This is a genomic window from Methylobacterium mesophilicum (assembly GCF_022179445.1).
Taxonomy (GTDB): Bacteria; Pseudomonadota; Alphaproteobacteria; order Rhizobiales; family Beijerinckiaceae; genus Methylobacterium; species Methylobacterium mesophilicum.
The window spans coordinates 138,560-155,949 of sequence record NZ_BPQU01000003.1 but is presented as its reverse complement, the minus strand read 5'-3'; the positions used below and the strand labels follow the sequence as shown (position 1 = coordinate 155,949).

Sequence of the window (17,390 nt, the reverse complement as noted above, 5' to 3'; positions counted from 1 at the left end):
CGGGCGCCGTCCCAAATCACCAGACTTACTTCGCCGTCCCGCCGTTCGCGTTCGGCTGAGCCGGCTGCGGGTAGGACGGGTTGCCCCCCGGGACCGCGCTGCTGTTCGACGGTGCGGCGCTCCCGGACTGACCGTTGACCGAGCCGGTTACCTCGCGCCGCGACGCATCCTGGCTCTGGCTGGCATAGTCCTTCGGAGAGTTGGCGCCGTTCCAGGTCAGCAGGCCGACCGTCGCGATCGCCAGCAGAACGAGACTGCCGACCAGGACCCACAAAACCGGCTTGCCGCGCTGGCCCTGCCGGCTCTCCTGCGGGTTCAGTTTCTCCACCATTCTCACACCCTCCCCACCCGGACGCGACGCACGCGACACGATTTCGTTACCGGCCGCCAACGCGGCGTCGCCGAAGCGGGTTCCTGTCGAGCGCGCCGGTTACCGGCCGGTGGTGAGGAGGATCTTGCCGAGGTGGGCGCTCGATTCCATCAGTTCGTGGGCCTTCTGCGCCTGCTCCAGCGGGAAGGTGGCATGGGTCACCGAGCGGATCCGGCCGGCCTCGAGCTCCGGCCAGACATCCTTGCGCAGGCCCTCGGCGATCACGGCCTTGTCGGCTTTCGGGCGGGGCCGCAGGGTCGAGCCCGTGAAGGTCAGCCGGTTGCGCATGATCGGGGTGATGTTCAGCCCATCCACCTTGTAGCCGCCCATGAGGGCGATCATCACCAGTCGGCCGTCCGGGGCCAGTGATTTGATGTTGCGGCCGAGGTAGCTCGCGCCGATCATGTCGAGGATGACGTCGACGCCGCGGCCGTCGGTGAGACGCTTGATCTCCTCGGCGAAGTCGGCCTGCTTGTAGTCGATCGCCGCATCGGCGCCGAGATCCTCGCAGAAGCGGCACTTCTCGGCCGAGCCCGCGGTGGCGAAGACCCGGGCGCCGACATGCTTGGCGATCTGGATCGCCGTCGCCCCGATGCCGCTCGACCCGCCATGGACCAGGAAGCTCTCGCCCTTCGCGAGACGACCGCGCTGGACCACGTTCGAATAGACCGTGAAGAAGGTTTCCGGCAGGCCGGCTGCATCGACCAGCGAGAGCGCCTTGGGGCGGGGCAGGCAATGGGAGGCCTCGGCCACTGCGAACTCGGCGTAGCCGCCGCTGATCACCAGGGCGCAGACCTCCTCGCCGATGGCGAGACCCTGGACCCCCTCCCCCAAAGCCGCGATGCGGCCGGCCACTTCGAGGCCCGGGATCTCGGTGGCGCCGGGCGGGGGCGGGTACAGGCCGGCGCGCTGCATGACGTCCGGGCGGTTCACGCCGGCGGCCACCACCTCGATCAGGACCTGGCCCTGTCCGGGGCTCGGCAGCGGCGCAGTCTCGACGGCGAGGACCTCCGGCCCGCCCGGTCCCGTGAAGTGGATCCGGCGCATGGTCTCGGGCAGGGCGGTGCTGGCCATCGAAGCGTCCTCAACGCGTGCGTGTTCCGGGCCACGCCCCTGGGGACGCGGTCCGGCTGTACTTGCGGCAACGGGCGCGCTTGGCAAGCGCGGCGCCGAGGCGGCCGGCCTATCGCACCGCCGCCTTCACGGCCGGGGGCAGAACGATCTTGCCTTGCGCCAGGCTCGTCGGCCAGATCGCGACCTGCTTGCCGTCCTGCCACTGCGCCATCAGCCCGGTGACGAAGCCCGGCCCGTACTTGATCGAGTGCGTAAAGGGGTCGTCCTTGCCGTAGAACTGCGTCCGGCCCACCGTGCCGACCCAGTCGGTCTTCTCCAGGGCTTCGACGAGCTTGTCGGCCTCGGTGGAGCCCGCCCGCTTCACCGCATCGGCCGTGTAGTAGACCTGATCGTAGGCCATGTAGCCGGCATAGGACGGATCGCTGCCGAAGCGCTTCTTGAAGGCCTCGCTGAAGGCCAGCGACTTGTCGGTGATCGCGGCGCCCGGCACCGCGATGCTCTGGAAGATCACGCCCTGGGTCGCCCCGTTGGTGTTGGCCCAGAAGGTCGAGGAGGTCGCCTGCGAGTTCATGCCGGTCATGGCCAGCGGCACCTGCTGGTTGCGCCACTGCACGGTCGGCTGCACCCCGACATGCGAGATGCCGGTGACGATCAGGTCCGGCTTGCCGGCCTCGATCTTGTTGTAGATCGGCGTGAAGTCGCCGGTATCCGGCGAGAACCGGATGTGATCGACCACCTTCACGCCGATCTCGGGCAGGCATTTCTCGTAGGCCGCGTCGAGCGGACGGGTCCAGGCCGCGTCCTCGCTCATGATCGAGGCGGTCTTCACCTTCATCAGGTCGAGGAGCATGTCCTTGGTCGAGTCGCAGATCGACTGGGCCAGAGCCGCCGAGGTGAGATAGCCGTGGAAGGTGTACTTGTTGCGGGCGTAATCCTTGTGGACCGCGAGGCTGATTTCGTTGGAGGCGGCACCCGGGGTGATCATCGGGGTCTTGAGCCGGGCAGCCCAGGGCATCAGCGCCAGCACGACTTCGGAGATGTAGCTGGCGATGACGACGTGGGCCTTATCCTCGGAGACCGCCCGCTGGAACGCCCGGACGGCGTCGGAGGCCGAACTCTTGTCGTCGTAGGAGACCACCTGGATCTGGCGCCCGTCGACCCCGCCCTTCGCGTTGATCTCGTCGGCGGCGAGCTGGACAGCCTGAGGGATCGAGGCCCCGACCACCGATTGCGCCTCCGCGATCACCCCGATCTTGATCGGGTCCGCCGCCCGGGACTCACCCGCGGCCAACAACCCGGCCGCTGCCAGCAGGGCCGCCGCCCGGCTCGTCACGCTGCGATCCATCGCCATGCTGATTCCTCCTCCGGGCCGTGCGGCTTTTGGCGCCGCATCGGGGGTCGGACGATTTTTGTAGCATTCGGCGAGATGAATACAATGTGCATCCAGCCAATGTGCGAAACAGCGGCGGACTGATCGATAGAATTGGCCCAGCCGGGGGCTGTTCGATCAGCGGGTGCCGTACATCCGGTCACCCGCATCGCCCAGGCCCGGTACGATGTAGCCGTGGTCGTTCAGATGGCTGTCGATCGCCGCCGTCCAGATCGGGACGTCGGGATGCGCGGCCTGGAACTTCGCCAGACCCTCCGGGGCGGCCAAAAGGCAGACGAAACGCAGGTCGGAGGCGCCCCGGGCCTTCAGCCGGTCGAGCGCCGCGATGGCGGAATTCGCGGTGGCGAGCATCGGGTCGAGCACCAGCACGGTCCGGTCGGCGAGGTCGGACGGGGCCTTGAAATAATACTCGACCGCTTCGAGCGTCTCGGGATCGCGGTACAGCCCGACATGGGCGACCCGGGCCGAGGGCACCAGCGACAGCATCCCGTCGAGGAAACCGACGCCCGCCCGCAGGATCGGTGCGAAGACCAGTTTCTTGCCCTGGATCTGTCGGCCTTCCATCGGCTGGATCGGCGTCTCGATGGTAACCGGTTCCAGCGGCAGGTCCCGGGTCACCTCGTAGGCGAGCAGCATGCCGATCTCGTTCAGCAGCTGGCGAAACCCCTTGGTCGAGCGGTTCTTGTCCCGCAGATAGGTGAGCTTGTGTTGCACCAGGGGGTGATCGACCACCGTGACCCGACTCGCCGGCATCGCACATCCCTCCACCCCAGAGGGGCAGGAATGCCGGAGCGAGCGCCGGGGCGCAACGTGACACGGCGCGAATACACCTATTCGAACCCGATCGAGGCCACGCGTTCACCGGACCCCGGAACTACATCGGCACGGGGCAGCGGTCGGGTGACGACGCGCATGCGCGCCCGACCCTCACAAAATCGTCCCCGGTTGCGGCAGAAACCCACGCTCATTTTTGCGTGATGTGATCACTATTCGATCGAACTATAAATTCCTTGATTTGTTTCCTTGATCTAACCGCCAAATATACAAACTCAATGTCATGATTGTTCTATAATATGCGAAACAAACTTACGCCCACTTGAAACATAAACTGCCCTCAAACATTTTCGAACGACTTTTCAAAGACACACCCGGTCTGCTAGCTGGCGCCATCACCGCGGTATCGGTTCAAAGCCATGCGCCTCACCGTTTCACTCAAGACGACGCTTGCAGCGATATTTGGATTGTTCGCCGTTATTGCGGCAGGTCAGGGTAGTCTATCGATTATCGAGCTAACCGACATTCGGCATGCGATGACGAAGGTCGCGAACAACTGGCTTCCGTCAGTGTCGCGGATCAACGAAGTCGAGGTCGCGGCCTCGGAGGTGCGGATCAAGCAATTCCGCCTGATAACCCTCTCCAAGGATCCCGACAGCCTCAGGGCCGGCGAGACGCAACTCGCGGCGACGCTCACGCAGCTCGCCGAGCGGCGCAAGACCTACGAGCGCCTGATCTCCACGCCCGAGGAGCGGGGCCTTTACGACGCGTTCGCCGCCCTATGGAGCCGCTATGAGCAGATCGACGGCGCGATGCGGCGGCTGATCGCCTCCGGCAAGCAGGCCGAGGCGCTCGCGCAGCTCGGCGGACCCGACACGGTGAAGATCTACGACGATGCGCGTGCCTCGCTCTCGCGTCTGGTCGCCCTGAACGAACGGAACGCCACCCGGGAGGTCGACGAGGCGGTGGATCGGGCCAAGACCGCGTCCGCGGCCGCCTGGGGCAACGTCATCCTGTCGGTCATCGCGGCGCTCGCGGCGGCGGCCTTCTCCCTGTTTCGGATTTCGCGTCCGATCCAGCGGATGACCGAGATCATGTCCCGGCTCGCCGGCGGCGATACCGGCGTGACGGTGCCGGCCCGTGACCGGCACGACGAGATCGGCGCCATGGCGGCGGCCGTGGAGGTGTTCAAGGACAACCTGATCCGCACCTGCGCTCTCGAGGCCGAGACCGCGCAGGCACGTGCCGCCGCCGAGGAGCAGCGCAAGGCCGGCATGCGCGAGATGGCCGACAAATTCGAGAAGGCGGTCGGCGGCATCATCGGTCAGGTCTCGTCCTCCGCGACGGAACTGCAGACCACCGCGAGCGCGCTGTCGGCCATGGCCGGGCAGATATCGGCTCAATCCGGCGCGGTCGCGTCCGCAGCCGAGGAGGCGGCCAGCAACGTCAACACCGTGGCTGCGGCCGCCGAGGAGTTGGGCTCGTCGGTACAGGAGATCGGCCGGCAGATGGACGCATCGGCCAAGCTGGCCCAGAGAGCCGCCGACGAGGCCGGGCAGACCAGTGCGCTGGTGCACGAACTGAGCGGTGCCGTGGCCCGGATCGGCGACGTCGTCGGGCTGATCTCGTCGATCGCCGGCCAGACCAACCTGCTGGCGCTCAACGCGACCATCGAGGCGGCCCGCGCGGGAGATGCGGGGCGTGGCTTCGCGGTGGTGGCGTCAGAGGTGAAGGCGCTGGCCGAGCAGACCGCCAAGGCGACCGAGGAGATCGCCGGCCAGATCGCCCGCGTCCAGGGATCGACCGGACAGGCCGTGACGGCGATCGGGTCGATCACCGGGCGGATCCAGGACATCAGCACCGTCGCGACCTCGATCGCCGCCGCCGTCGAGGAGCAGGGCGCGGCGACGCAGGAGATCGTCCGCAACGTCGGACAGGCCGCGATCGGCACCGGCGAGGTCACCAGCAACATCGCGGGCGTCGCAGAGGCTGCCGAGGCGACAGGACGATCGGCGGCGCAGGTGCTCGGCGCGGCCTCCGAGCTGTCGCGGCAATCCGAGCATCTCACCGCGGAGGTGTCCCGCTTCCTCGATACGGTGCGGGCAGCCTGAGACCTCATAAAAACGGGGCCCAGCCGTCCGGCCGGGCCCCGCATCTGGCTCGCGTTCAGGCCGTGTAGGAGCGGTCTTGGCCGCCCTCGCCGCGGCGCTTGGCCATGAAGGCGTCGAACTGTTCGCGGTCCTTGGCCCGCTTCAGCTCCTCGACGAAGTCGGTGAAGGCGCGGCTCTCGTCTTCCAGGGCCTTCCGCTGCGCTTCGAGCCGATCGAGCTCGGCCCGGCGATAGGCGTCGAACGCCGCATTGCCGGTTCCGCCACGGTTGGCGGCCTCGAAGGTTCGGGCGAAGCGCGAGGCCGAGCGTCCGCTGCCCTCGAAGCCGGCCACGCCCCGGCGTGCGGCGTCGCGCAGTTCCGAGAAGGCGGGATAGCCGGCGATCTTCCAGGCGACGAGCGCGAGGCCGACCGGCCACCAGTAGATGAACCCGACGACGATCGCGCCGATTTCGAGGGACCGACGGGGGAATGGGCCGGAGCGGCAGAGCTTGCCGGTCGCCCAGGGGGAAGAAGATTGCGTGGTCACGGCTTGGCTCCGCTGCTCATGTGAACGGAGTTAACATGCGGGTGCCGGGGCGCGCTTTCAAGACCGGGCTCGTTCACCTGGTTGCGCAACGCCATGGACCAGCGCCAGCACGCCAGCGCGCAGGAGTTCGTACTTGTCCGGAAAGCCCGGTCCCCGCGGCAGGTGCCCGGCGGCCGACAGGGTCGCGATGCCGTGTGCCAGCGCCCAGACCTCGAGGGCGATGAACCGGGGCGCCACGCCCCCGAACCCGTCCGCGAAGGTCGCCTGCAGCGCCTCGACGAGCAGGTCGAACGGAGATGGGCGGCCGGGCGCCCCCGCCTCCGTCTCGGACGGCTCGGCCACGGCGCCGCGGGTCTCGAAGATCGCCGCGTAATAGGCCGGCTCCTCTTCGGCGAAGGCGAGGTAGGCTTCGCCCATCCGGGTGAAGCGCTCGAGGGGCGTACCCCGGGAGGTCAGCGCCCTCGCCAGCCGGGCCGCGAGTTCCGCAAAGCCGCGCCCGGCCAGTTCTTCGAGCAGCGCATCGCGGCCGCGGAAGTGCCGATAGAGGGCGGCCGGCGTCACCCCGACCAGGCGGGCGGCATCCACCAGCGCGAATCCGCCGATCCCGCGCTCGGCGATGAACCGGCGCGCGGCCTCGATCAGGGCCTCCTTGAGGTTCCCGTGGTGATAGCTTCGCCGGTCACCCGGTCCGTCTCGCCAGGGTCGCAAGTTTTCATGTCCTCTGCGCGCGCGCAGGCATTACGGTCGAGCACGACGTTTGTTTCGGTCATGAACGGGGGCCGACTGCTTGACCCGCCCTGAAAGGCGCAACACGATCGGCTCGTAATCGGTCGAATCGCGTCGCACCCTCTAAAAGACGGGCATAGTACTGCCGCGTTCGCCACAGGGAAAACCATTCGGCATGGCTTTCGTGAGTCTGAAAGCGTGGCGCACGCGCTCGGCGGAGCGTGCCGGGATCGCCGCGCGTCTCAAGCAGGAGCTGATCGTTGCGCTCGGCCTGAGCGAGGCCGACGCGCTGGCCGTGAACGAGATCGCCTGCGCGGATCCCGGCTGCCCCGACATGGAGACCATCGTGCTGGTGATGCGGGCCGGTGTCGCCACGCGGGCACTCCGGATCCGGCGTCCGATGGACGCCGTGGACGCGCAGGACATCGCGGATCTGATCGAACAGGACCGGTCGGGCGATGCCTCTCGATGATGTGACAACGCGCCGGCGCCTGATCCCACCTTCGGCGCCGCGTTCCGGACCCCATCGTGTAACGACACCGGGGAGGACGCCGAAAGACCATCAAGGCCCTGGCGCCGGAGGAAATGCATCATGAAGAGCCGACGCGCCGCGCTTGCGCTCGCCTGTCTCGCCCTCGCCGCCAGCCTGTCGCCGGCCCTTGCCGGTGAGACGATGCCGTTCTCGGCGGCGTCGTTCGAGGCGGCGCAGAAGAGCGGCAAGCCGATCCTGATCGAGGTCAGCGCCCCCTGGTGCCCGATCTGCAAGACACAGAAGCCGATCCTGGCCAAGCTCGCCGGGGAGCCGCGTTTCAAGGATCTCCAGATCTTCGATGTCGATTTCGACAGTCAGAAAGAGCTGCTGCGGCGCCTCAATGTGCGGATGCAGAGCACGCTGATCGCCTACAAGGGCGAGACCGAGATGGGCCGCTCGGTGGGCGAGACCCAGCCGGAATGGATTGAGGGCCTGCTCGAAAAGACCCTCTGATCGATCGATCCGGGCGGTGCTGCGCTTTCCGGTTTCGTTCAGGCGGCGTCGGGCATAGCCGGGAGGCCCGCGTCCGGTCCCATCCGTGCGGGCCCAGACGGAGACCGCCCCGGTGACGCGCACCACCCAGCCAGCCGATTCCACGCCCTCCGCGATCATCGCGATCCCGGTGCGCAACGAGGTCGAGCGGATCGAGGCCTGCCTCCGGGCCATCGACGCGCAGGTCGGGCTCGCCCCCGGAAGCCTCGGCCTCGTCCTGTTCCTGAACAACTGCACGGACGGCACCGACGCCCTCGTGGATCGGCTGGTGCCGACCCTGTCGATCTCGGTACGGGTCGCGAACGAGGACTTTTCCGGCGCGCATGCCGGTTGGGCACGGCGCAAGGCCATGGATCTCGCCGCCGCCTGGCTCGGGGATGCGGGGAATACGGGGATGATCCTGTCGACGGATGCGGACAGCCGCGTCCCGTCGAACTGGGTCGCCCGCAACCGCGCCGCCATCGAGGCCGGCGCCGACGCGGTCGCCGGCCGGGTCGAACTCGACGCCGCGGAGGCCGCGCTCCTGCCGCCATCCCTCCCCGCCCGCGGGCGCCTCGAGGACATCTACGATGCCCTGATCACCGAGGCTGAAGCGCGGATCGATCCGGACCCGAACGACCCATGGCCCTGCCACCGGACCGCGATCGGCGCGACCTTGGCGGTGACCCGGAACGCCTACCGGGCGGTCGGGGGCATGCCGGAGATCCCGCTCGGTGAGGACGGTGCGTTCATCGCGCGGCTGATCGAGCACGGCCTGCGGGTCCGGCACGCCACCGATGTCTGCGTGACGATCTCGGCGCGGCTCACCGGCCGGGCTCCTGGCGGCGTGGCCGACACGATCCGCTCCCGCTGCGAGGAGCCGGACGCGCTCTGCGACGCCCGGATGGAGACCTTTCCGCGGGTGGTGCGCCGTCATCTCTGGCGGCGGCGGTTCCGGCGTTTGCACGGCTCGGGCAGCCTGCGGAGGAATGACGCTTGGGCGCAGGCCATCGGAATCGACCGGGCGGAGGCCGTCCGGATCGCCGAGCTCCCCCTCGGTCAGGCCATCGCGGAGGCGGAGCGCGCCAGCCCGCGTCTGGCGTACCGGCCGATCGGTCCGCGTCAGTTGCCGGGCCAGATCCGGCTCGCGCGGATAGGCATCACCGGGATCCGAATGGCGCAGCGCCTCGCGGGCCTGACCCGGTCGGCCGCCGGCGGGGCGACGGCGACGGCACAGCCGGTCGCCGATTCGCAGGCCGGGCGGATCTGATCATCCCTTCCCTTGAGCGAGCAGATCCCGGGGCGATAGACCGAAGCGCTGCCGGAAGGCCCGGCTGAACGCGGCTGCGTCGGTGAAGCCGCAACTCGCCATGATCGATGCGATCCGGGCGCCCGCCGTCCGCATCATGACGATGCGGTCGTGGGCGCGGTCCAGCCGTGCGTCGCGGATCGTCGCCGCGATCCCCTCCCCGCCCGAAAAGGCCGCGTAGAGCCGGCTTCGGGAGATCTGCAGGGATGCGGCCAGCGACAGGGGGCCGAACCCGGGCTCGTGCAGGCAGCGCTGGATGTGGGCCAGGGCCAGGGAGCGCACCGCGTCGGCGGACAACTCACCGTCCTCGGTCGTCCGCCGCCCATGGACGATGCCGCGGAGGATGTGGAGGGCGCCTTCGATGGCGATACCGGCCTGGGCTTCCGACATGCCGGAGACAGAGGTCGCGAAGGCGTCGAGATGAGCGCTCAGCAGCCCGCGCAACGGCGTGGCGCTCAGCTTCGTGCCGATGAGATCCTGCGGGTCGCCGACCTGCGCCGCGAAGATGGCGCGGGGCACCGAGAGGCGGATCTCATCGTAACCGACGCTGCTGCCGGCGATACCGGGCTTGCCCGTAGCGTGGAAGGCGACATCGCCGACGCCCAGGATCGCGCCGTTGGTGCCCTGCTCGATGAAGCCTCGCCCGGCCGCCACCAGCATGATCGCGATGTCGTCGTGCCCGTCGCGGCCGATATGACGCGCGGTGCGATCCACGCCGACCGGCGCGCTGACGGTGCGCAGCAGCGTCCCCCTCGCGGAGGGCGCGACCGTGCGGCTGGCCGAGAAGGCGGCGGCCGGATCGAACGGCGTGATGGTCGCGGCGCTGAGCACCGCGTCCCGCCAATATGCGAACGCATGCTTCGGCCCGACCACATCCGTCGTCTGAATGAAGATGGGGACCTTCGCCTCGACACTCACGGCGCCCTCGCCTCGCAACGCCCGATCCCGCCGACAACCCGCCGCGTGACGTGTGCTCCCCCGGTGGGAATCGTACTCGGCGGTCCGCTATCGGCTTCACCGACGCAGGAAGCAGCGCATCGTGCCGCCTCGAGCCGCGCTACGGTTATGAACCGGGCCGTCGCCCGTCACCGTGTCCGACCGCACCCTCGCGGACAGCGTCATGGCGGCCCGGACCCGTTCAGGCGACAGCCTGGGCGAGGAGGTCGCGCGGCGAGAAGCCGAAGCGCTGTCGGAAGGCGCGGCTGAAGGCGGCCGGGTCGGTGAAGCCGCAGGTCGCCATGATCGACGACACCCGGACCCCGGCCCTGCGCATCATGACGATCCGGTCGTGGGCCCGGTCGAGCCGCGCGTCGCGGATCGTCGCCGCGATTCCCTCTCCGCCGGAGAATGCGGCGTAGAGGCGGCTGCGGGAGATACGAAGGTCGGCTGCCAGGGCATCCGGGCCGAACGTCGGATCGTGCAGGCGATGCTCGATCCGCGCCAGCGCCAGGGACCGCAGCGCGTTGGCCGACAATTCGTTGTCCGCGCGGGCATTCTGGCCGTTGATGACACCCCGGAGCAGGTGGAGCGCACCTTCGACCGCGATCCCGGTTTCGGCATCCGACATCGATTCCACCGACCCCGCGAACGCGCGCAGATAGGCCGCGAAGAGTTCGTTCAGGGGGCCGGCGGCGAACTTCCTCGCGGCGAAGTCGTCGACGTTGCCGATATGCGCCAGGAAGGTCGCACGCGGCACGGCGAGACGGATTTCCTCGTAGTCGGACAGGCTCCCGCCGCCGCCCGGCCGTCCCCAGGTCTGGAAGGTGATGTCGCCGGCATTGAGCAGCGCGCCGTTGTTGCCTTGTTCGATGTAGCCGCGGCCGCGGGTGACCAGCATGATGCCCATCTCGTCCCGACCGTCGCCGCGGACGTGGTGCGGCTTGCGCTCCAGGCTGAAGGGTTGGCTGATCGTCCGGAAAATCGATCCGTGGCGGGATGCCGCGACCATGCGCGAGGCTGCGAACGGAACCTCCGAGTCAAGTCGTTCGAGGTCGGTGCCAGCCATGACGGTGCTGCGCCAATAGTCGAACGCCTGTTTCGGCTCGACGGCATCTGTCGTTCCGAAGAAGATCGGGACGGTTTTCTTGGCAACCACGGCGGACCCGCCCCACAACCTTAAATTCGAGTGCTGGCGATCGCTCGCCGTACGACAGCAGACCTAGAGTTTCAGATCCGTTCTCAAGAGGCAATAGGCAAGCAACAGCTTCCTTCCGACGCCGATCGCGGCGGAAGGAAACACTTTCCAAACTTTAAACGCCCCGTTGCGTCAGCTGAAATTCGACGAGAAACCCTCGACGAGTTTCGAAAACCGCCGACCGTTACAGATTACCGCTGCCGCCCAAATCTCGTCACATGGCATCCCTCGCGCGCGCTACCCGGACGACGAGATCAGGATCAGCCGTTCTTCGCCACCGACTGATCCTGTCCGTGGCAGCGGCACCGGAGACAGATCTAGCGCCGCCGCAGGCCGTGCGATGTGCGGATCGTTCCGGGGTGACGACAGAGAACGCCGGGCAGATGGATTTGGTCTGCCGTCCTGACGGGTCCGCAAGTCAATGGCTGCCAAGAGAATCCCGCGGCGGCGTCCCCACGCACGGTGTCGATCGATCCGACGCCCGGCCGACCGTAGCCAACTTCGATTCTCTTCAATGACCGCCGGTCGGGGTTCGGGCGTCGTCGCGCGCCGGTTCGGAATCGGCAAAGTGCAGCACCACGGCCCGGCCTGAGGCGGGCGGGCTTATCAGCGTGCCACGGAACCGCGCGGTCTCGGCCGTCCCGAGCACGGCCCGCGGCGGCGCGACCGGGAAGGACCGGATCACGCGTCCGGCGGCGTCGCGGATCTCGGCGCTCAACGTCGCCACCGGCACATCGGTCCGGGCGATTCCGACGAGGTCGCCCTCGACGACCAGCTCGGCCGGACGGCCGTCCTCGGACGGATTGCTGAAGGCCACGACATCGCGGATCTCGATGCCGCGGAGGTTCACCGGCAGACCGACCCGGGCGAACAGGGCGGCGCTCTGCGGGACCGCACGGACCACGCTGTCACGGGCGAGGCAGATCAGAGGCACCGCCGCCAGCAATGTCAGCCCGACGGCCAGGGACGGCGACAGACCCTGCACGCTGCGCCAGCCCTTGGCTCGGTCGGCCCGCGGCGGTGCGCGCCGGCGGACCCGCGGCGGATCAGGCGCGTCGGTTGCCGCCCGGACCGTGGCGGAGGCTTCCTGCCAGGCTGCGTCGGCGACCGGATCGGGCTCCGCCTCGGCCCGCTCGGCCAACTCGGCCTCGTGGCCGGCCAGCACGTCGGCGGGGGTGATGAACCACGTCTCGCGGCAGGCGGCGCAGCGAACCGAACGGCCCTCCATGCCGACCTTGCCGGCATCGAGCCGGTATTCGCTGGCGCAGCTCGGGCAGACGATCAGCATACGCAAGCCATTCGCTCAGGGCGCTCGCCTCCGGTCGGGCGGGCAGGTTCCATCCGGGATCGAGTCCCGCGTCCGATCATCCCGGACGGAGCCGGACGGCAAAATCGGTTGCGAAAGCGTGCCCGAACAGGGTTAAGCGTCAGTGAAAGCTGACCGGCCTTGAAAACGCCCGCCCATCCGGCGATTTCGGCACCATGAATCGGCGAAACCCGGCACGGCTTTGAACGTACAGGCGAGCATGAAGAGCCTGCTGCCAGGCGCGGAGCGGCCGGTGGTGCAGTTCGAGAATGTCGGCATGCGCTACGGCCTCGGGCCAGAAGTGCTGTCGGACGTGAGCTTCCGGATCGCGCCCCGCTCGTTCCAGTTCCTCACCGGTCCGTCGGGCGCCGGCAAGACGACGCTGCTGCGCCTGATCCTCCTGTCGGTGCGTCCGACCCGCGGCCTCGTCTCGATCTTCGGCGAGGAGGTCAGCGGCATATCCGCGAAGGCGCTAACCGGCCTGCGGCGGCGCATGGGCGTCGTGTTCCAGGATTTTCGCCTTCTCGACCACCTCACCACGTACGAAAACGTAGCGCTGCCGCTCCGCGTCCAAGGCCGGTCGGAGACCAGCTACCGGGCCGAGGTGGTGGAATTGCTGCGCTGGGTCGGCCTCGGTGAGCGCATGCACGCCCTGCCGCCCCTCCTGTCGGGCGGCGAGAAGCAGCGCGCCGCCATCGCCCGGGCGCTGATCGCCCGTCCGGACCTGCTGCTCGCGGACGAGCCCACCGGCAACGTCGATCCCAGCCTCGGGCGCCGCCTGCTGCGGCTATTCTTGGAACTCAACAAGCTCGGGACCTCGGTGATCATCGCGACCCACGATTTCGGTATCATGGACGCCGTCGACGCCCGCCGCATGGTGCTGGGCGAAGGCGGGCTGCGGATCGAGGAATGAGCGCCCCCGCGACGGCCCGGCCCAAACCAGACTCCGCGTCCGGACCGGCGGATCCGGTCCTGCCCACGGGCCTACGCCGCAACGCCGCCCTGGTCCCCACCGACACCGCGGCCGGGCGGTCGCTGGCTGCCGTCATCGCGATCCTGACATTCCTGGCGGGCCTGTGCGCGGGCGCCGCCGAGATCGTCGCCACCAATGCCGGACAATGGCAGGGCGACGTCGCCCAGGAAGTCACGATCCAGGTACGGCCCGGCCCCGGCCGGGAGGTCGACGCCGACGTCGCCCGGGCCGAGACCATCGCCAAGTCCGAACCCGGTATCGCCGAGGCGCGGGTCTTCTCCAAGGCGGAGGCCGAGCGGCTCCTGGAACCTTGGCTCGGCAGCGGCCTCGATCTGTCGGACCTCCCGGTTCCGCGCCTGATCGCACTCAAGCTCGCCGACGACCGGAGCGCGGACCTGAAGCGCCTGCGCACGCGCCTCACCGAGGCGCTTCCCGGCGTGGCGAGCCTCGACGACCACGCGCTCTGGCTCCAACGGCTCTCGACGGCGGCCAACGCGTTCGTGGGCATCGGCATCGGGATGGTGGTGCTGGTGCTGGTCGCCACCGGTCTGGCCGTCACATTCGCGACGCGGGGTGCCATGGCGGGCAACCGCGAGGTGGTGGAGGTGCTGCACTTCGTCGGCGCCGACGACGACTACATCGCCCGCGCGTTCCAGCGCCGGTTCTTCGGACTGGGTTTGCGCGGGGGTGCGATCGGCGCCGGCCTGGCGATCCTGGCCTTCGCGATCGCCGGATTGCTGGCCCGGGCGGCCCGTTCCGGCCCGGCCGGACAGGAGGTCGAAGCCCTGTTCGGCGCGGTCCAGGTCGGGCTGCGCGGTTATGCCAGCGTGATCCTGATCGGCGTGATCGCTTCGCTGGTCACGGGAATCGTTTCGCGGATCACCGTCCGGCGCTTCCTGTCCTGAGCGCGTAACAACATGGGCATGCAGGGGAAACAGGGGGTCACGGCAAACCGTTAAGGGTTGGGAAAGGTTATCGCGGCGGTGTGGATGTGGTCGATCGGGCCGCCTCCGGGCCGCCGCATTCGACGCCGATCCTCCGGAGGATGACCACGCGGATGCAACGCGCACCGGCCCCCTACCCGACGGACGCCCTCGGCTGGGCCTGGAACGAGTGGGTTCTCCCGCGCCGCGTCTTCGTACCGGCCCGGTCCCATCCCCGGCACCGGCTCGCCGTATGGGCCTGTGGCCTCGCCGCCGGCGCCGGCAGCCTGGCCCTCTTCGTCGGCTTCCTGATCTTCGTCAGCGCGCTGGCCCGGCACGAGCGGAGCCCGGCCGATCGCGCCGACGGGATCGTTGCGCTGACCGGCGGGGCGCAGCGGATCGGCGACGCGATCGACCTGCTGGCCGGCGGCTACGGGCGGCGCCTGCTGATCACCGGCGTCAACGAGCGCACTAGCCGCGACGAGATCACCCGGCTGAACCCCACCCAGCGCGCCCTGATCGCCTGCTGCGTCGATCTCGACTACAGGGCCCGCAACACGATCGGGAACGCCATCGAGACCCGTCGCTGGATGCGGGCGCACCGCTTCAACACCGTCGCGGTGGTGACCTCGAACTACCACATGCCGCGCACGCTCATCGAGCTGGACCATGCGCTGCAGGACAGCGACCGCGTCCTGCCGCATCCGGTCGTGACCGAGGGTCTGGATGCCGACCGCTGGTGGCGGAGCCCGCCCACGGCCAGGCTTCTGGCCTCCGAATACGTGAAGTTCCTGGCGAGCTGGGTCCGCACCCGCTTCGAGGAGGATCCGGAGCGCTCCCGGGCGGCGATCCTGATCGGCCGCGGCAAGCCGGTGAAGATGGTCGCCGAGCCGCTCATGATGCGCGGACTCGATTGAGGTTCTCCGGTTAGGTTTCGTCGGCCGATCGATCGAACCGACAGGGTCATTGCGCGGCGCCGCAGGCAAGCCCTGAATCCCGAGCCGCCGACCGAGCAAAACCTTGATCTGTCTCAGTTATGGATCCCGGGCGCCGCTGCGCGGACCCGGAATGACAGGGCGGGTTTTCGAGCGAGAAGCAGCTGCGGCGACCACTACCCGAGCGCGTGTTCTCGATACCAGACCTCAATGCGCGCCGCAGCGCGCCTTGATCGCCGCCGAGAATTCTCGATCCGAGCCTTGCACCTGGGCGAGGCTCTGGGCGCGCTCAGAACCCGAAAGGCACCGTCCGTAGACGCTCGCGACCCGGCGCATCGTGTCGACGTGACGGCGCCAAACGCGGCAGTTCTTGGCATCGTCGCCATCCGCCTGCTCGAGTTGCTCCAGGGCCTGTCGCTGCATCGATTGCGCCACTAGGACATCTCGGCCGCACGTGGCTTCCCCCTGAGCCAGCGCGATGCCGGGTGCTACCCCGAAGATCACGAGGATCACGGCGTGACGGAACATCGGCATCAGGCGGCCTGCGGCGCCGTCGAGCGGGTCAGCAGAGCGTAGAGCGCGCTGGCATCGCGGGCGGCGCGGATGTGGTTGAGCATGCCAGGCTCGCGCAGGATCCGGGCGACCTGGGCCAGCGCCTTCAAGTGGTCTGCGCCCGCGCCCTCGGGTGCGAGCAGCAGGAACGCGATGTCCACGGGCTGCCCGTCGAGGGCCTCGAAATCCACCGGCTTGTCGAAGCGTGCGAACAGACCGAACAACCGGTCGAGGCCCGGCAGCTTGCCGTGCGGGATCGCCACGCCGTCACCGATCCCGGTCGAGCCGAGGCGCTCGCGCTGGAGCAGCGTATCGAAGACCGGCCGCTCTTCGAGCGCCGGCAGCCGGCGCACGGCCTGTGACGCGAGTTCCTGAAGCACTTGCTTCTTGGCGCGCGCGCGCAGCGACTGCACGACCGATTCGGGGTCGAGGAATTCCAGAATTGGCATCGATCGACCGTTGCCCCGTCACCCATCCACGTCGGAACGGGCCTCGTCGCAGAGGCGTCTCGGGCGACGCCTCTGACTATCAATGGGCCGGAGAACGGGCCGGTTCCGGCTCCGTTCCTCCCGGTCCACACGCGTCAGTCGACGGCGCCCGGCGGGTCCACCCAGCCGATCGCGCCATCGCTGCGCCGGTATACGACGTTGACGCGCCCGGTGCCAGCGTGGACGAACACAACCACTGGGGATCCCGTCATGTCGAGCGCGGTCACCGCCTCGCCGATGGTCCGGCGCTGCAGGGTCTTGGTGCTCTCGGCAACGATCGGCGGGTGAGCATCGCCGTCCTCCGGCTCGTCCTCGTCCACCTCGTCCGGCGGGGCGAACACTGCGTAGGCAGCCTCGATCGCCGCGGGATCGTTGGGGCCAGTGGCGTGCTGCTTCAACCGATGCTTGTAGCGGCGCAGGCGCGTCTCGAGCTTGTCGGCGGTCTGCTCGAAGCTCGACCGCGCGTCGTGGGCGACGCCGACCGCCTCGATGGTCAGCCCCGACACGAGGTGCAGGACGCAATCCGTACGGTAGGCCGTTCCGTCGCGCCGGAGCGTCACGTGGCCGGTGCAGGAATCGCTCATGTGCGAGTCGAGATACTTCGTCAAAGTCGCGGACATCCGCTCATCGACACGGCCGCGCAGACTCTCTCCGAGATCCACGCCGTGGCCTGTGACCCGCAACGATCCCATGCTTCCTCCCCCGTGCGATTCAGTCCCGAGAATTAGAGAGCCGGCTTGCTCTAAGTCAACGGAGTCGGGTCCGTTCCGTCCGGACCGCGGCTTAACCCTGGGTT

General features: G+C 68.7%; 19 protein-coding genes. 7 read left to right on the top strand and 12 right to left on the bottom strand.

Annotated features, from left to right (window positions below):
- Positions 1-25: 25 nt before the first annotated feature.
- The 4 genes from MFF40_RS05195 to upp all read right to left on the bottom strand — a co-directional run bounded on the left by MFF40_RS05195 (position 26) and on the right by upp (position 3,587).
- Positions 26-331: a flagellar basal body-associated FliL family protein gene (locus MFF40_RS05195; protein ID WP_147853120.1), complete on the bottom strand. Its 306-nt coding sequence runs from the start codon at positions 329-331 to the stop codon at positions 26-28.
- Positions 332-430: 99 nt separating this feature from the next.
- Positions 431-1,444, bottom strand: a complete 1,014-nt coding sequence (locus MFF40_RS05190; RefSeq protein WP_147853119.1) for an NAD(P)H-quinone oxidoreductase — start codon at positions 1,442-1,444, stop codon at positions 431-433.
- A 109-nt stretch (positions 1,445-1,553) separates the two neighbouring features.
- Positions 1,554-2,795, bottom strand: a complete 1,242-nt coding sequence (locus MFF40_RS05185; RefSeq protein ID WP_187277599.1) for an ABC transporter substrate-binding protein — start codon at positions 2,793-2,795, stop codon at positions 1,554-1,556.
- A gap of 156 nt (positions 2,796-2,951) precedes the next feature.
- Positions 2,952-3,587, bottom strand: a complete 636-nt coding sequence (upp, locus tag MFF40_RS05180; protein ID WP_147853118.1) for a uracil phosphoribosyltransferase — start codon at positions 3,585-3,587, stop codon at positions 2,952-2,954.
- A gap of 440 nt (positions 3,588-4,027) precedes the next feature.
- On the opposite strand from upp, the gene MFF40_RS05175 reads away from it, so the two are divergent.
- On the top strand, positions 4,028-5,719 hold the full coding sequence (locus MFF40_RS05175) for a methyl-accepting chemotaxis protein (protein ID WP_238259848.1): 1,692 nt from the start codon (positions 4,028-4,030) through the stop codon (positions 5,717-5,719).
- Positions 5,720-5,774: 55 nt separating this feature from the next.
- Here the strand turns inward: MFF40_RS05175 and MFF40_RS05170 are convergent, their stop codons facing one another.
- Positions 5,775-6,245 carry a DUF2852 domain-containing protein gene (locus MFF40_RS05170; RefSeq protein ID WP_147853116.1) on the bottom strand — a complete coding sequence of 157 codons (471 nt, stop codon included), beginning with the start codon at positions 6,243-6,245 and terminating at the stop codon, positions 5,775-5,777.
- 57 nt (positions 6,246-6,302) lie between these two features.
- Positions 6,303-6,953 carry a TetR/AcrR family transcriptional regulator gene (locus MFF40_RS05165; RefSeq protein ID WP_147853115.1) on the bottom strand — a complete coding sequence of 217 codons (651 nt, stop codon included), beginning with the start codon at positions 6,951-6,953 and terminating at the stop codon, positions 6,303-6,305.
- A gap of 193 nt (positions 6,954-7,146) precedes the next feature.
- On the opposite strand from MFF40_RS05165, the gene MFF40_RS05160 reads away from it, so the two are divergent.
- From MFF40_RS05160 to MFF40_RS05150, 3 genes are all read left to right on the top strand, one after another.
- On the top strand, positions 7,147-7,443 hold the full coding sequence (locus tag MFF40_RS05160) for a hypothetical protein (RefSeq protein ID WP_147853114.1): 297 nt from the start codon (positions 7,147-7,149) through the stop codon (positions 7,441-7,443).
- 120 nt (positions 7,444-7,563) lie between these two features.
- Positions 7,564-7,956 carry a thioredoxin family protein gene (locus MFF40_RS05155; protein WP_147853113.1) on the top strand — a complete coding sequence of 131 codons (393 nt, stop codon included), beginning with the start codon at positions 7,564-7,566 and terminating at the stop codon, positions 7,954-7,956.
- A 112-nt stretch (positions 7,957-8,068) separates the two neighbouring features.
- Entirely contained in the window at positions 8,069-9,244 is a 1,176-nt protein-coding gene (locus MFF40_RS05150; RefSeq protein WP_147853112.1) for a glycosyltransferase family 2 protein, read from the top strand.
- Here MFF40_RS05150 and MFF40_RS05145 read toward each other — a convergent pair whose 3' ends face one another.
- The 3 genes from MFF40_RS05145 to MFF40_RS05135 all read right to left on the bottom strand — a co-directional run bounded on the left by MFF40_RS05145 (position 9,245) and on the right by MFF40_RS05135 (position 12,705).
- On the bottom strand, positions 9,245-10,201 hold the full coding sequence (locus tag MFF40_RS05145; protein WP_147853111.1) for a helix-turn-helix domain-containing protein: 957 nt from the start codon (positions 10,199-10,201) through the stop codon (positions 9,245-9,247). It lies immediately after the preceding gene.
- 220 nt (positions 10,202-10,421) lie between these two features.
- On the bottom strand, positions 10,422-11,378 hold the full coding sequence (locus MFF40_RS05140) for a helix-turn-helix domain-containing protein (protein ID WP_147853110.1): 957 nt from the start codon (positions 11,376-11,378) through the stop codon (positions 10,422-10,424).
- A gap of 550 nt (positions 11,379-11,928) precedes the next feature.
- A complete protein-coding gene (locus MFF40_RS05135) occupies positions 11,929-12,705 on the bottom strand; it encodes a zinc-ribbon domain-containing protein (protein ID WP_147853139.1) in 777 nt (258 codons plus the stop codon).
- A 238-nt stretch (positions 12,706-12,943) separates the two neighbouring features.
- Here MFF40_RS05135 and ftsE point away from each other — a divergent pair, with 238 nt between their 5' ends.
- The 3 genes from ftsE (at position 12,944) to MFF40_RS05120 (ending at position 15,536) form a co-directional block, all read left to right on the top strand.
- Positions 12,944-13,636, top strand: a complete 693-nt coding sequence (gene ftsE, locus MFF40_RS05130; protein WP_147853109.1) for a cell division ATP-binding protein FtsE — start codon at positions 12,944-12,946, stop codon at positions 13,634-13,636.
- Entirely contained in the window at positions 13,633-14,601 is a 969-nt protein-coding gene (locus tag MFF40_RS05125; protein ID WP_147853108.1) for a cell division protein FtsX, read from the top strand. The genes ftsE and MFF40_RS05125 overlap by 4 nt, the downstream gene beginning before the upstream one ends.
- 152 nt (positions 14,602-14,753) lie before the next feature.
- Positions 14,754-15,536, top strand: coding sequence for a YdcF family protein (locus MFF40_RS05120; RefSeq protein ID WP_147853107.1), 783 nt, complete (start codon positions 14,754-14,756; stop codon positions 15,534-15,536).
- Between the two features lie 225 nt (positions 15,537-15,761).
- On the opposite strand, the gene MFF40_RS05115 is transcribed toward MFF40_RS05120, so the two are convergent.
- The 3 genes from MFF40_RS05115 to MFF40_RS05105 form a co-directional block, all read right to left on the bottom strand.
- Positions 15,762-16,082: a hypothetical protein gene (locus MFF40_RS05115; RefSeq protein WP_238259845.1), complete on the bottom strand. Its 321-nt coding sequence runs from the start codon at positions 16,080-16,082 to the stop codon at positions 15,762-15,764.
- 5 nt (positions 16,083-16,087) lie between these two features.
- Positions 16,088-16,555, bottom strand: a complete 468-nt coding sequence (gene ptsN, locus MFF40_RS05110) for a PTS IIA-like nitrogen regulatory protein PtsN (RefSeq protein ID WP_238259844.1) — start codon at positions 16,553-16,555, stop codon at positions 16,088-16,090.
- A 134-nt stretch (positions 16,556-16,689) separates the two neighbouring features.
- A complete protein-coding gene (locus tag MFF40_RS05105) occupies positions 16,690-17,286 on the bottom strand; it encodes a ribosome hibernation promotion factor (RefSeq protein ID WP_147853104.1) in 597 nt (198 codons plus the stop codon).
- Positions 17,287-17,390 lie beyond the last annotated feature (104 nt).

Bases quoted from the DNA above. Each gene is read 5' to 3' on its own strand.
- MFF40_RS05125 (WP_147853108.1), top strand. From the start codon at position 13,633: ATGAGCGCCCCCGCGACGGCCCGGCCCAAACCAGACTCCGCGTCCGGA.
- MFF40_RS05115 (WP_238259845.1), bottom strand. From the start codon at position 16,082: ATGTTCCGTCACGCCGTGATCCTCGTGATCTTCGGGGTAGCACCCGGC.
- MFF40_RS05155 (WP_147853113.1), top strand. From the start codon at position 7,564: ATGAAGAGCCGACGCGCCGCGCTTGCGCTCGCCTGTCTCGCCCTCGCC.
- MFF40_RS05175 (WP_238259848.1), top strand. From the start codon at position 4,028: ATGCGCCTCACCGTTTCACTCAAGACGACGCTTGCAGCGATATTTGGA.
- MFF40_RS05105 (WP_147853104.1), bottom strand. From the start codon at position 17,286: ATGGGATCGTTGCGGGTCACAGGCCACGGCGTGGATCTCGGAGAGAGT.
- MFF40_RS05185 (WP_187277599.1), bottom strand. From the start codon at position 2,795: ATGGCGATGGATCGCAGCGTGACGAGCCGGGCGGCGGCCCTGCTGGCA.
- MFF40_RS05195 (WP_147853120.1), bottom strand. From the start codon at position 331: ATGGTGGAGAAACTGAACCCGCAGGAGAGCCGGCAGGGCCAGCGCGGC.
- ftsE (WP_147853109.1), top strand. From the start codon at position 12,944: ATGAAGAGCCTGCTGCCAGGCGCGGAGCGGCCGGTGGTGCAGTTCGAG.
- MFF40_RS05120 (WP_147853107.1), top strand. From the start codon at position 14,754: ATGCAACGCGCACCGGCCCCCTACCCGACGGACGCCCTCGGCTGGGCC.
- MFF40_RS05190 (WP_147853119.1), bottom strand. From the start codon at position 1,444: ATGGCCAGCACCGCCCTGCCCGAGACCATGCGCCGGATCCACTTCACG.
- ptsN (WP_238259844.1), bottom strand. From the start codon at position 16,555: ATGCCAATTCTGGAATTCCTCGACCCCGAATCGGTCGTGCAGTCGCTG.
- MFF40_RS05160 (WP_147853114.1), top strand. From the start codon at position 7,147: ATGGCTTTCGTGAGTCTGAAAGCGTGGCGCACGCGCTCGGCGGAGCGT.
- upp (WP_147853118.1), bottom strand. From the start codon at position 3,587: ATGCCGGCGAGTCGGGTCACGGTGGTCGATCACCCCCTGGTGCAACAC.
- MFF40_RS05135 (WP_147853139.1), bottom strand. From the start codon at position 12,705: ATGCTGATCGTCTGCCCGAGCTGCGCCAGCGAATACCGGCTCGATGCC.